A 14,533-nucleotide genomic window follows, 5' to 3' on the forward strand; every position below is an offset into this window, starting at 1 on the left:
TATCAAATACAAGATACGCCCACCACCGTCAAAGAATCTCTATTTAGTATTATATATTCAGAAAAAATGATCTATTAATTATTGTCACTTGGAGGAAATAGATATTCCTTAAAGAATGATTCAAGACGTAAGGATTTAAATCTGCATACGGAACTCGCTTTCTTAATATTGACCTTCAAAGAACAAATAATTTTGAGATTAGACTGTTTGAGTTTAGTAATGCCCTAAATCACACTCGTTGTGCATTTTCTCATCCCCCCTCAACTAAAAAGGAACAGAGGTATACAGTCCAAGTGACCTCAACAAAAAATAAATATGAAATACTTAATGATAACGTCACTATTTGTCTCTATTATAGATGCAAATATCTTTCACCAGTCTCACTTCTTCTTACTACTTACAGCCGGAGGTATTTCATTATATTGGCTCTTATCTCATTTTCTTACCCTCCATAAGGAAATCAAAATCTTAAAAGAAGAGCACCAATATTTCATGGATTCTTTTCAAAGCATTCGCAACCCTATCACACTCGTTCATACCCCTCTAAGAGCTGCTTGTGATGATAGTTGCCCCGAAGACATAAAGAAAATGTTATCACTAGTCATTCGTAATATAGACTGTCTTGATGAACACCTAACCAAATTAATGAATCTGCGACATCTGCTTATCTACTCCAAACAGATGGATATTGCCGAATATGAACTGGGAAACTTCATTAATAACAGAGTCCATTCATTGAAAAATTTCGCTACGGACAAGCGGATTAAGTTAGAAATAAAAACAGAGTTTAATTATGCCAGCGTTTGGTTCGATCAAAGTAAAATCTCTCCCATCATTGATAAATTCATAAAAAACGCAATAGAACATTCGAAACCTGAAGATAAAAGGATTATCTTTTCAATTTCTTCTAATTCCGAACACTGGGAACTTAAAACGTTCGATGCCAACAAGGGCAAATTGCTAACATGTTATAGGCGCCAAAAGTATCACTTGATTAAACCTAAACATAAATCAGAGTTCAAATATGCATTTGCCAAAAGTGTACTCTGCAAAAAATTAATGAAACTATGTGATGGGAATATTCTTATCAATCATTCAACCCACACTGTCTCACTAAGATTTCCTACAACAAATTCAGAAAGAAAGGTATCCGGATATAATATCATACACTCCGCAAAAAAGTCGGAAGAAAGAAAGACTGATACTTCATTGGGTAAGATTGCTCATAAAAAAAGTTCAATCAAGCCTACTGTTGTTCTCGCTGACAGTAATGAAGAATTCAAGTCTTATTTGGAAGAATGTTTATCAAAGGATTTTGATGTGAAAAGTTTCGGGAATGGCTCTGAAGCTTTAGAATGTATAAAAGAGAAATATCCTGATTTAGTGATTTGCGACCTTATGCTGCATGGAATGTATGGCTATGAACTGTCATCAAGACTAAAGACATCAGGAGAAACATCCGTTATTCCTATCATCCTTTACGGTTCACGTATAGATATAGGACAACGCAACAAAAGAGAAAGTTCCCTGGCCGACATCTTTTTATATGTGCCTTTCCACATCGAAGATTTAAAGATAGAAATGAATGTACTTATCAAAAACAACCGTTCTCTAAGAAGATCATTCTTGCAGACAGTTTTCGGAAAGCAGTTCTTGGAAAAGGAAGAAGAGAAAGTTTTAGATGATAGTAATTACACATTCATCAATCAAGTAAAAGAATTTATTCTAAAAAATATAGATAAGGAAAATCTGACGATAGATGAAATTGCCTCTGAACTGTATATGAGCAGAACTGCTTTCTTTAATAAATGGAAAGCACTGACGGGAGAAGCACCGAAGTATTTTATTTATCGTATTCGTATGGAAAAAGCACGTGAGTTATTGGAGAGTGGAAAATACTCTGTCCAGGTTATTCCTGAAATGATTGGATTGAAAAATCTTAAGAATTTCCGCCATAAATACAAAGAGTATTTCGGGATAACTCCAAGCAAGTCCATTACGAAAAAGCTATAAAATAAAAAGAATATTTTATAATTGAAGATCCCATGAACAGGGATCTTCATGGCAATACTCATATAAAAAAAAATATTCTATTTTTATTTCCTTATGCAGTATTTCACAAGTACCGGCATTTACTTTATGTACGTACACCTTAATTTTGAAATTAATAATCTAATTTAAAACAGTATGAAAATTATAACTGAAATAAAAAAAGCTTGTTGTTTTAATCGTTTTGCTTTCTTAGTAATGTCATTAGGCCTGATAGCCACTTTTACAGCATGTAGTAGTGATAACGATTCTGATATTCCCGTATATTCACTTAAAGATGTGGAAGGTAATTATTCCGGTAATATGCTGACAGAAACTGCTCCATCCGTCAATCCACAAAACTATTCCTTCAAAGAAGAACAGCCGCAAGGAGCCACAGTTACCGCTGAAGTAAAAGACAATCAGATTATGATAAAAAAACTTCCGGTTGACGATCTGATTAAAAGTATTGTCGGTGAAGAAATAGGCGAAATTATCATTGAGACTTTGGGTGATATCAATTACAACATTCCTTATACTGCAGCCTTTAATGATGATAGCAAAGGCTCCATTCTACTTCAATTAAAACCTGAACCTTTGGAAATAAAATACACGATCCCTACCCAAGTACAAACAGAGGGAGAGGAAGCTCCTCAAATTACTGTAAAAGTAACTATAGAAGCGGAAGAAAAGGGTCAATATACATATAAAGATAAAAAACTCACCTTTGTAATCAAAGCCACCCAAGTGGAAGTAGAAGGAGAGCCGCTTGAAAACTTTTCGGTTACCACATTCAGTTTCGACATGGTCAAAAAGTAACTGATCGGATAAACTTTCCCAACGTATTTTCATTATGATGGGAATTACCTCCAAAAAGAGTATGCCTGCACACAGCGCGCATACTCTTTTTTTATACCTTTGTGAAATAACCAACGATATGAAAATGACTACAACTGAAAATATCCGGAAAGAATTACAAACATTAGCAGATTCCAAATATCAGGAATTTCATTCTTCCCTCCTCCCGGGAGCAAACAACATTCTCGGCGTACGCATCCCCCAACTGCGGACAATGGCCAAAGAAATTATTAAGAAAGAAGACTGGCGTACATTTGTCGAATCAACCGATACGATTTATTATGAAGAAACAATGCTTCAGGGAATGATTATCGGACTGGCAAAAATGGAACTTGAAGAACAAATGAAATACGTAACGATGTTCATTCCCCGTATAGATAATTGGGCTGTATGCGACATATTCTGCAGTGAACTGAAAACTTCTGTGAAAAAAGGAAAAGAAAACGTATGGCAATTTATCCAACCCTATCTGAAATCCTCTAAAGAATTTGAAATACGTTTCGGAATTGTGATGCTTTTCCATTATGTAGATGACGCGCATATCGATTCGTTACTGAAATATGCCGACTCATTCAATCATGATGCCTATTATGCACGCATGGCTATGGCATGGATGATATCATTGTGTTTTATCAAATTTCCCCAAAAGACAATGGAGTATCTGAAACATAGCACACTGGATAACTGGACTTACAACAAGGCACTGCAAAAAACAATTGAGTCATTCCGGGTAGATAAGGACACCAAGGACATTCTCCGAGAAATGAAAAGACGATAAATACCAAGCACGGCGAACATCCTGCCATCAGCATTCTGTTCACCGTGCTTCTTATTTCTTACCGTAGATACCGCTTTTATTTTCCACCTAATTTATTTTTTGTTTGCAATCCGGAGAAACACTAATTCCTCCTGACCTTTTTCCTTCTGCTTCTACGTCTTTGTTGTTTCTGACGATTATAACGCTGCCACTTCTTATAAATCATCCAACCACTCATCAATGCAATAACGACGAAAATAAGAATAGTGATACCCACTCCCAAATTATCTCCTTTAATACGCGACCAAATATCAAGAACTTCTTTTGTCTTATCGCCAAAATCACGAATCATGGCACATCGTTCCACCACCTTACGATCCGGATATTGTATTTTATCAATCTGCACGCTGTCTGCACCCGGTCCGAAAAAGTAACTTAAATCGGAATAATAATGAAGAGTGGTGTCTATCTTCTCTTCCAGTATTTCGGGAGTAGCTATGGAACTTACATATCCGCAGAAATCCATATTCCGCAAGGCTATATCCGGACGACACATAAAGTTGATAAAATAACTGGCTGCTTCCGGATTCCTGGCATATTTCGGGATCACCCAACCGTCATACCAAATATTACTTCCTTCTTCGGGAACTTCATAATCCAAATCCACTCCTACCGCATTGGCCTCTTCAATCGCCCAGATTGCATCACCGCTCCAAGTCATATTCAGCCAAGCTTTATTTTTCGTCATCATTTCCTTGCCAAAGTCCGCTTCCCAGCCAGCAATGTTCGGTTTCAAGGCTTTTAAGTATTTTTCAGCCAGCTCCATCGCACGTGGAGAGTAGTCATTCATCAGTTCTTCCACTGTTACTGTTCCCTCCTTCAGTTCCTTTGCATGCGCATAGATCACGGCTGTTCCATAAGCATCACGATAACTATCCTTCATCAGGATCTTTCCGGCATACTTTTTATTCCAAAGGCAATCCCAGGACAGGGCTACCGAATCGGGCACATAAGCCCGGTTATACAGAATACCTGCCGTCCCCCACATATAACATACAGCATAGCGGCTGGCTTTTTCACCCGGCTGACTCAATTTATTAATCTGCTTACGAATAAATGGAGCCACATTATTCATGTAATTGGGAGAATGTGCAAAATTCGTGTCGATAGGTAGCAACAAATGCTTCTTCAGCATACGCTCGATGATGTATTCCGAAGGACAAACCACATCAAAATCTTCATGCCCCTTTTCAATTTTCGTCAACATGATTTCGTTGATATCGAATGTTTGGTAAACGATACGGATATTCTCACCGGTCTGTTCTTTATAATATGCCTGGAAATCCTCAAGTACACCTTCACCGATGTAATCCGCCCAGTTGTAGATTTTAAGAACCCGCTCACGAGGTTCACCGGAATTATAACATCCGGTCAAAGCCAATAAGAGTAGGATAGCAGGAATTATTCTTTTCATATTATTTACGTAGTAGCACATTTGTAGTCTATTAATCTTTTTTCTTCGTTTTTCCTGCCCGGTAATTGATTACAACCAATAACGCCAGTACCACGACAAAAATGATAGCCGAAAGCGGACGAAGTTCCGGAGTCAAACCTCCCTTGCGGGCATCGGCGTAAATATAAGTAGAAAGCGTTTCCAAACCTTGATTACCGATAGTGAATACAGTAACGGCAAAATCATCAATGGATAGTGTCAGTGCAAGCATAAAGCCACTAATCATTCCCGGACGAATCTCCGGAATTATGACTTTCCACAAGGCCTGCATAGGAGTAGCTCCCAGGTCGAGGGCAGCTTCATAAATATTCGGATTCATCTGCTTCAAACGGGGCAATACACTCAAAACAACGTATGGGGTACAAAAAGTAATATGAGCAAGCACTACGGTTGTGTAGCCTTGTGTGATCCCCAGAGATACAAACAAAAGGAACAAGGATATACCGGTGATAATATCACCATTCAGAATAGGAATGCTGTTCACAAATCCGATCGCTTTGCGTGAACGGGCTTTCAGATTGAATATACCGATAGCAGCGATGCTTCCTAATAACGTAGATGCCGTTGCAGCCAGTAGAGCGATAGTGATCGTATTAATCAATGCATTCATCAAAGAATGATGAGCACCGGTAGTGAATAACGAAGAATAAAGTTTGGTAGAAAATCCCGTCCAGTTACCCAACACTTTCGCCTCCGTAAATGAGTAGATCACAATAATCACGATCGGAGAATAAAGCAAGAGCAGCAATATCCACAAATAAGTCTGTGCAAATATCTTCTTTACCATAGCCCGCCTCCTTCATTTGAGTTTTCCTTATCATCGGTGCTGAACAGGGAAGTAGCAGCTATCAATAGCAACATAATGAGCGAAAGTGCCGCTCCATAGTTCCACATACTGTTATTGATATTTTCCTGAATCGTCGTACCAAAGAGTTTGATGTTATTCATCGTCAGCAACTCGGCAATGGCAAATGTCGATATAGTCGGCATGAACACCATCATGATACCACTCATCACCCCTGGCATGGAAAGCGGAAGGACTGCTTTCAGAAAGACTTGCACAGGATTGGCTCCCAAGTCTTGCGCCGCCTCGATATAGCTATGATCCATCTTCTGCAAAGTATTGTAGATAGGATAAATCATGAAAGGGATAAAGTTGTATACCATACCGAATATCAACGCTCCCTCGCCCAATGGCACACTGAAAAAGTCGAATAAAGCAACAGTAGCAAGGGTACGCACCAGAATATTTACCCACATCGGCAGAATAAACAGTACAACCATCGTCTTGGAACGGTTCAGCTTGCTGTTACTCAATATCCAGGCAGCAGGATAACCCAGTAAAATACAAACAAGGGTGGTAATAATGGCAATACCAATCGAATAGACAAAGGTATTGATTGCTTCGGGATGTTCGAAGAACTTCTGAAAATTGGCGAGTGTCAAATGACCGCTATCATCGGTAAAGGCATATACGACAATTAAGAACAACGGTATAATCACAAAGATCGCCGAAAAAATAATGTAAGGGAGAGTCCAACTCTTACGTGATGACAAAAAGACTATAAACCTCTTATTCACTTCCTTTCCTGTTAATCGGTTATTTTAACTATACGAATAGCATCTGGAGGGATGGTAATACCTACACGGTCACCGTCATCCCATACATCGTTCGTATCTACAAATACATTCTCGTCCCAATCTGACAATACAGTCAGATGATAATGGTCACCCTTGTAAAGGATGAATTTCACCTCACCCGTCAGCGTTCCGTCTTCTTCATTATCCTGAAGAATCACCTTTTCAAAGTCTACTTCCACTTTGACATTCGTATCGAAAGCGATTCCTTCCACCGGAACACATTCAAAGTTACAGCCCAGGAATTCCACATGAGTAGCATCCAGCAATTTTCCTTCGAATGTATTGCAAACACGCTCTTTCTTCATAATATGAATATCGAAAGGCTTCACCAACAAACCGACTTCAGCCCCTACTTCAAAATGATGGTAATCCTGCACCAAAAATTCATATCCGCCGCACAACACCGTCATTTCATAATGCACTCCTTTAAAAATAGAAGTCTCTACCACTCCTACTAACTGTGCCATTTCCGAAACGGGGAAAATATAAAGATCCTCCGGACGAATGACTACGTCCACCGGAACATTCTCGCCAAATCCTTCATCCACACATTCAAACTCCGTACCACAAAAACGTACGAGTTTATCATGAATCATGGTACCGTTGAGGATATTGCTTTCTCCAATAAAGTCCGCAACAAAAGCATTGATAGGTTCATTATAAATATCAATCGGCGTACCGATCTGCTGAATCTTTCCTTCACTCATCACGACAATCGTGTCACTTAACGTAAGTGCCTCCTCCTGATCGTGAGTGACGTACACAAACGTGATTCCCAAAGATTTATGCATTTCTTTGAGCTCCATTTGCATATCCTTACGCATTTTCAGATCGAGCGCTGCCAGCGGTTCATCCAACAACAACACTTCCGGCTCATTCACGATGGCGCGGGCAATAGCTACACGTTGTTGCTGACCACCGGAAAGAGAATCCACATCGCGGTATTCATAATCCGTCATGCCTACCATTTTCAAAGCAGCTTTCACCTTCTTCTCAATGGTCTGTTTCGGTGTTTTTTTCAGTTTCAGGCCGAAAGCGATATTATCATACACATTCAAGTGCGGGAACAAGGCATATTTCTGGAATACCGTATTCACCGGACGCTTATGGGGAGGAGTTTGTGTTATTTCCATCCCCGAAATTCGGATTTCGCCTTCCGAAGCTGTCTGAAAACCAGCAATGAGACGCAACAACGTGGTTTTACCGCAACCGGAAGGACCAAGGATAGTCACAAACTCGCCCTTTTTCACGTTCAGAGTCACATCATCCAATGCTGTTTTATCGCCAAAGTACTTCGATACATGGCTCACCTCAATGATGGATTTATCTTCTTGCATATTCATACTAAAGTTTGGGCTGCAAAGGTACACATTTCTGCGGTTTCCACCTACGTGTTAATCTAATATAACAGTGTTTTTCGATGCCCGACAGAAAAAAAATCTATCTTTGCATAAATATTTATTCACCAATTTTACAAAAGCATGAAAAAGTTTACTTATTTAGTTATTGCAACGGCAGCGTTAAGCATGGTAGCTTGTACTGGCGGAAACAAAGCCGGATACACTATTACAGGTACAGTAGAAGGTGCAAGCGATGGTGACACCGTTTATCTTCAGGAAGCCAATGGTAGAAATCTGACCAAACTAGATACAGCCGTTATCACCAAAGGTACTTTTACCTTTGAAGGCACACAAGATTCTGTGGTTAGCCGTTATGTCACTTGTGAAGTGAACGGAGAACCGTTGATGATCGACTTCTTCCTGGAAAACGGAAAAATCAACGTTGCCCTGACCAAGGATAATGACGCTGTTACCGGTACTCCCAACAACGATGCATACCAGGAAATCAGAGCTCAAATCAATGACATCAGCAAAAAAATGAATGCCATTTATGAGGCAATGGGTAATACATCTTTAAGTGATGAGCAGAAAGAGGCCAAACAAAAAGAAGGTGCTCAGCTGGAAGAACAATATGACAAAGCAATCAAAGAAGGCGTACAAAAGAATATCACCAACCCGGTTGGAGTATTCTTGTTTAAACAAACTTTCTACAATAACTCTACGGACGAAAATGAGGCTTTGTTGCAACAAATTCCTGCTAATTTCCAGAATGACGAAACAATCGTAAGAATCAAAGAGATGACTGACAAGCAGAAAAAGACTGCTGTAGGTACTCAATTTGTTGATTTCGAAATGCAGACTCCGGAAGGAAAGACAGTGAAATTGTCTGATTATGTAGGCAAAGGAAAAGTAGTATTGGTTGACTTCTGGGCTAGCTGGTGCGGTCCTTGCCGTCGCGAAATGCCTAACCTGGTAGAAACATACGCTAAGTACAAAGGCAAAAACTTCGAAATCGTAGGTGTATCTCTCGATCAGGATGGTGCTGCATGGAAAGAAGCAATCAAGAAGCTAGACATGACTTGGCCGCAAATGTCCGACCTGAAATTCTGGCAAAGTGAAGGTGCACAGCTTTATGCTGTAAACAGCATTCCTCACACTGTATTGATCGACGGTAGCGGTAAGATTATTGCTCGCGGTCTGCACGGAGAAGAACTTCAAGCTAAAATAGCAGAAGCCGTAAAATAACAAATCCAAAGAAAGGCTTTTCCAAAGCCCTTGAAATTTATACAAGGCTGTCTCAAATAGAAAATGAGACAGTCTTTTTTATTTGCGAGACTTTACGCCCCACTCTCCAAACAGATAAAAAAATTCAGCCCCTGCCATTCTCAAAGAATACAGGGGCTGAATATTATGTATGAAAGTGAGGGAGATATACTCCCCTACTTTTTCAAGCAATTAGATAAACCAACGTACGTAGCAGAAGTCCTGACGGTGTGGAAGTTCCGGATTCTTCGGGAACATACGGTAAGACACCTTGAAACTACCTGCATTTGACAAGCTGTGTTTAACCTGGAATGTATACAAGTCGCCTTCTTTCTTGACTACACTGAACGGTTCTACAGAGTAAACATGTTGTTTTCCATCTGCAGTTGTGTAAGTAGTAACCAATTCAAGTCCCACTGCATCATTCAAGCCTTTTTCATCGATAACGTAAGTAATAGTATATTCTTTTCCGCTTTCGATATCACCATTCTTCAGCTCTTCTACCTTGTCACAAGATACGATTTCAATAGAATCCCATTTAGCAACCACATCTTCTTTCCAAGCTGCGATTTCTTTTGCTTTTGCATTATCGTTAGCAGCCAAAGTCTGGAAACGTTTTGCCAGTTTGCAATAGAACTTGCTATAGTAATCATCCAACTGACGCTTCATGGTATAATGAGGAGCAATCTGTGCGATAGAATTCTTCACCACTTTGATCCAGCCTTCAGAATATCCCTTCTTATTACGTGCATAATACAACGGAAGGATTTCAGTTTCAAGAATACTGTAAATAGTAGCAGCATCCAGCTGATCCTGATGTTCCTGATTCTGGTAAGTACGTTTTTCAGTCAACGCCCAACCTGCACCTTCACGGTAACCTTCCAGCCACCATCCGTCTAATACGGAGAAATTGACAACACCGTTCATCAAAGCTTTTTCACCAGATGTACCGGATGCTTCCAACGGACGAGTCGGAGTATTCAACCAAATATCAACGCCGGAAACCAGACGACGAGCCAGTTGCATATCGTAATTCTCGAGGAAGATAATCTTACCCAGGAATTCCGGACGACGAGAGATTTCAATGATACGCTTAATCAAGCCCTGACCTGCTCCATCGTGCGGGTGAGCTTTACCTGTAAACAGGAATTGTACCGGATAATCAGGATTGTTCACGATCTTAGAAAGACGATCCAAGTCGGTGAACAACAAGTGTGCACGTTTGTAAGTAGCAAAACGACGGCCGAAACCAATCAGCAATGCGTTCGGATTGATCTTATCCATCAGTGAAACGATACGAGAAGGATCTCCCTGGTTCTTCAACCATGTATCGCGGAATGACTTACGGATATAGTCAACCAACTTATTCTTCATAGTCATACGAGTCTTCCAAATCTCTTCATCGGGCACATTGTAGATAGCTTCCCAAATCTTAGGATTAGACTGATCGAACCAGAAGTTTTCGTTGAAATATTTAAAGTATAATTCTTTCCATTCTGTTGCACTCCAAGTTGGGAAGTGAACACCATTCGTTACATATCCTACGTGGCTTTCTTCCGGGAAATAACCTTTCCAGATAGAAGAGAACATTTCTTGAGAAACTTTTCCGTGCAGCCAGCTTACACCGTTCACTTCCTGTGAAGTGTTACAAGCAAAAACAGACATACAGAAACGTTCGCCCTTGTCGCCCGGATTGTTACGTCCAAGATCCATCAAGTCATCCCATGAGATACCCATTCTGGAAGGATAACCACCCATATATTTGCCGAACAAACCTTCGTCAAAATAGTCGTGACCTGCAGGCACCGGAGTATGAACAGTATAAAGAGAAGAAGCGCGAACCAACTCAATAGCCTGGTCGAAAGTCAATCCAGTAGCTACATAGTCGCAGATACGCTGAACATTAATCAATGCAGCATGTCCTTCATTACAGTGATAAACATCTTTCTTGATACCCAGAGCTTTCAGAGTCAGGATACCACCGATACCCAACAAGATTTCCTGTTTCAAACGGTTTTCCCAGTCACCACCATAAAGCTGGTGAGTGATAGGACGGTCGAATTCGCTGTTCATTTCATTATCCGTATCAAGCAGATACAAAGAAATACGTCCAACATTCACACGCCATACGTTTGCATGAACAAAATAATCAAGATAAGGAACGTCAACTATCAACGGCTGACCATTGGCATCCATTACGCGTTCAATAGGAAGTTGACCGAAGTTCTGTGCCTCGTAGTTGGCAATCTGCTGTCCATCCATAGACAACGTTTGAGTAAAGTAGCCGTAACGATACAAGAAACCTACCGCACACAAATCAACATTGCTGTCGGAAGCCTCTTTCAGATAGTCACCAGCCAATACGCCCAGACCACCGGAATATATTTTCAGGACGCTGCTCAAGCCATATTCCATGCTGAAATAAGCTATAGATGGGCGTTGCTCATCCGGCTTCACATCCATGTAATCTCTGAATTTCGTATAAACTTCATTCATTCTTCTTAGAATCACCTTGTCTTTTGCCAGCGCTTCCAGCTTCTCATAGCTCATACGTTCCAACAACAGTACTGGATTCTGTCCACATTCTTTCCAAAGTTCCGGATCTAGATCTCTAAACAGTTCAGTCGCTTCAAAATTCCATGCCCACCAAATGTTGCGTGCGATTTCAGACAACTTCTCCAACTCTTCCGGTATACGTGATTTCACAGTAACCTCTTTCCAGTTGGGAGTATTCACATTACTAACTTTGATTTTCATAATGTTTTCGTTTACTTATTGATAAATAATTTCTTTCTTAACTCAACTGACGTATCCTTGCCTTACGCAAAGCGATATCATAAGCTTCATAATAATATTGTATAAAGTGCTTCCATAAAGCCTGCTCTGCAACTTCAGCAGCACGCTTACGGATTTCCTTCACCTCTTTATCAGTCTTATCCGCAAACAACGTAATCGTATCTTTGATACCATCCGCCACTTCCGAATAATTATAGTCCGAACGATGCAGCACTTCCACTCCATCATTAATGCCATGCTGGTTCTTCAGGCTGTTTACCCAAAGTCCGAATCCTGCCAGATCCGTAGTGATTGTCGGTACATGGAAAGCTACACTTTCCAGCGGAGTATATCCCCACGGTTCGTAATAAGAAGCATAGACACTCAAATCCTGCCCCAGCAATATATCATAATATTCTTTATTCATGATACCATCACGACCATCCAGATAACAAGGAACAAAAATCACCTTTACCTTATCTTCCGGACGATTGCCCATTCCCAGATATTTCAACATGTCCAACACCTGGTCATGAGTCATATTATGCAGCCAATGAGTGATAAACGGTACTTCGAGGGGAGTGTCGAACTTATCTTTGCTCTTCAAACGTGCCTGCAAATCCTCGCGAGGCTCTCCCACCCAACCGGGTACATTGATGAATGCCAACACATCCTTATGCAGTTTCTTATCCCTGTTCAAGCGGTTTAATGATTCCAAAAAAACATCAATACCTTTATTCTTAAACTCATATCGCCCACTGGTTCCGACAATTAACGTATCATCACCCAGATTTGTTCCCAATAATTTATTGGCAACACTAAGCATCAAGGTACGTGCGCGCTTACGCTTGCCGGTAAACGTGCTTCCTTTCGGCACAAAATCATCTTCAAAACCGTTCATCAGAACAACATCTGCCGGTTTATCCAGTAATTCCTTGCATTCATTATTGGTTATTTCACTCACCGTAGTAAAACAGTCTACATAATGTGCAGTCTGTTTCTCAATCGAGTGTTTCGATTGCATGTTCAGTTCCTGCGCCATCTGGTCGCCATTATAAGCAAACAGATAGTCATACAACGGCTTATGGTTACCGGCAATGGAACGACCGATAGACGTAGCATGGGTCGTAAAAATAGTAGCAACCTCCGGCACAGCTTCTTGTACATAAAGTGCTCCCATTCCAGTCATCCATTCATGTGCCTGATATACCACCTTATCCGTTTCCGTCAGGTTGTAGCGATAGAAACTCTCCACCACTCTTCCTGCGGCATAGGAAAACATAGAAGCCTCGTCGTAATCGCCATAGGCGTGTAACGAATCTACTTGATAACGATTCCACATTTCTGTGTATATATCGTCTTTCTTTTCAAAAAAAGGTTGGAAATCAACAAGAATGACTATGGGTTCACCGGGGATATTCCATCGTCCCACACGGACAGAAAGTTCGTCTTTCTCAAGCGCATGCTCTTTCCAAGCAGCACATAGGTTATCCGACTCGATGAATAGAGGGTTCTCTTTTCCTTGCCACACATCAGGACCTATGAAGAAAATTCTGTCGCGGAATTTTTCCTGTAATGTATTCGCCCGTGTCGACAAGACGGTATATATCCCTCCCACTTTATTACATACTTCCCAGCTGGACTCGAAGATATAATCGGGGGTTAATAAATCTTTTACCATATAATATATTAAAACTCTTTTTAGTATGCGAGTGCAAAAGTACACATTATTCTTTGAAAAATAATACTTTATACAAAAAATATGAGTTAAGAAGAGGAAAGAAACGTTGTCTAACAATGAAAAAAGAATATCCCCTTACACATGCAAAGCAGCATGTACAAGGGGATTGAAAGTCCTTTATAGGAAATATTCTTGCTAAAAATTATGCAACGAGTGCGCTACCAATCAAGAAGGTTGCAGCCAAAGCAACGATTGCATAGAGTTCGGGGAATACGGCAAGAATCAACGTATTGCTAAATACATTGTGTCCCTGTCCGATTGCTGCGATACCGTTTGCACAAACTTGTCCCTGACGGATAGCGGAGAATAAAGCAACCAATCCCAGAGCAATACCTGCACCAAGCACTGCTGATGCCTGGATAGGTGTAATTTCAGGAGTCAAAATACCGAAAATTGTCTGAAACATGAAATAACCTGCAAAACCATAAAGACCCTGTGTACCCGGAAGAGCTGTCAATACCAGGAAGTTACCGAATGCACTATCATTCTTCTTCAATGCTCCGATAGCAGCATTACCTGCAATAGTTACTCCGTAAGCACTACCGATGCCCGACAAACCAACCATAATCGCGATGCCAATGTAGGCGATAAACAAATTCATTTCCATAATCTTATTC

11 protein-coding genes are annotated in these 14,533 nt (G+C 40.4%); 4 read left to right on the forward strand and 7 right to left on the reverse strand.

The window, feature by feature from the left end:
- Positions 1–315 precede the first annotated feature (315 nt).
- The 3 genes from NQ505_RS21945 to NQ505_RS21955 all read left to right on the forward strand — a co-directional run bounded on the left by NQ505_RS21945 (position 316) and on the right by NQ505_RS21955 (position 3,664).
- Positions 316–2,013 (forward strand): response regulator transcription factor, encoded by a 1,698-nt coding sequence (locus NQ505_RS21945; protein ID WP_004300188.1) that lies wholly within the window; start codon positions 316–318, stop codon positions 2,011–2,013.
- A 174-nt stretch (positions 2,014–2,187) separates the two neighbouring features.
- Positions 2,188–2,847, forward strand: a complete 660-nt coding sequence (locus tag NQ505_RS21950) for a DUF4840 domain-containing protein (RefSeq protein WP_004300189.1) — start codon at positions 2,188–2,190, stop codon at positions 2,845–2,847.
- A gap of 124 nt (positions 2,848–2,971) precedes the next feature.
- The gene (locus NQ505_RS21955; protein ID WP_022199559.1) at positions 2,972–3,664 is read left to right on the forward strand and encodes a DNA alkylation repair protein; all 693 of its coding nucleotides are present in this window, start codon (positions 2,972–2,974) and stop codon (positions 3,662–3,664) included.
- Positions 3,665–3,785: 121 nt separating this feature from the next.
- Here the strand turns inward: NQ505_RS21955 and NQ505_RS21960 are convergent, their stop codons facing one another.
- The 4 genes from NQ505_RS21960 to potA are packed head-to-tail and all read right to left on the reverse strand — an operon-like array spanning position 3,786 to position 8,140.
- Positions 3,786–5,117, reverse strand: a complete 1,332-nt coding sequence (locus NQ505_RS21960) for an ABC transporter substrate-binding protein (RefSeq protein WP_008999650.1) — start codon at positions 5,115–5,117, stop codon at positions 3,786–3,788.
- A gap of 31 nt (positions 5,118–5,148) precedes the next feature.
- Complete coding sequence (locus NQ505_RS21965) at positions 5,149–5,943, reverse strand: ABC transporter permease (protein WP_004297655.1); 795 nt, start codon at positions 5,941–5,943, stop codon at positions 5,149–5,151.
- Positions 5,937–6,737 carry an ABC transporter permease gene (locus tag NQ505_RS21970; RefSeq protein ID WP_004308090.1) on the reverse strand — a complete coding sequence of 267 codons (801 nt, stop codon included), beginning with the start codon at positions 6,735–6,737 and terminating at the stop codon, positions 5,937–5,939. The genes NQ505_RS21965 and NQ505_RS21970 overlap by 7 nt, the downstream gene beginning before the upstream one ends.
- 11 nt (positions 6,738–6,748) lie before the next feature.
- Complete coding sequence (gene potA / locus NQ505_RS21975) at positions 6,749–8,140, reverse strand: polyamine ABC transporter ATP-binding protein (protein WP_004297652.1); 1,392 nt, start codon at positions 8,138–8,140, stop codon at positions 6,749–6,751.
- Between the two features lie 138 nt (positions 8,141–8,278).
- On the opposite strand from potA, the gene NQ505_RS21980 reads away from it, so the two are divergent.
- Entirely contained in the window at positions 8,279–9,382 is a 1,104-nt protein-coding gene (locus NQ505_RS21980) for a TlpA disulfide reductase family protein (RefSeq protein WP_004308092.1), read from the forward strand.
- A gap of 210 nt (positions 9,383–9,592) precedes the next feature.
- On the opposite strand, the gene NQ505_RS21985 is transcribed toward NQ505_RS21980, so the two are convergent.
- The 3 genes from NQ505_RS21985 to NQ505_RS21995 all read right to left on the reverse strand — a co-directional run bounded on the left by NQ505_RS21985 (position 9,593) and on the right by NQ505_RS21995 (position 14,523).
- The gene (locus NQ505_RS21985) at positions 9,593–12,157 is read right to left on the reverse strand and encodes a glycosyltransferase family 1 protein (protein ID WP_004297649.1); all 2,565 of its coding nucleotides are present in this window, start codon (positions 12,155–12,157) and stop codon (positions 9,593–9,595) included.
- A gap of 37 nt (positions 12,158–12,194) precedes the next feature.
- Positions 12,195–13,856 carry a glycogen/starch synthase gene (locus NQ505_RS21990; protein WP_008999648.1) on the reverse strand — a complete coding sequence of 554 codons (1,662 nt, stop codon included), beginning with the start codon at positions 13,854–13,856 and terminating at the stop codon, positions 12,195–12,197.
- A gap of 202 nt (positions 13,857–14,058) precedes the next feature.
- The gene (locus NQ505_RS21995; RefSeq protein WP_004297644.1) at positions 14,059–14,523 is read right to left on the reverse strand and encodes a V-type ATP synthase subunit K; all 465 of its coding nucleotides are present in this window, start codon (positions 14,521–14,523) and stop codon (positions 14,059–14,061) included.
- Positions 14,524–14,533: the final 10 nt, after the last annotated feature.

It is taken from the genome of Bacteroides sp. D2, assembly GCF_025147085.1.
In the GTDB taxonomy this organism is placed as follows: Bacteria; Bacteroidota; Bacteroidia; order Bacteroidales; family Bacteroidaceae; genus Bacteroides.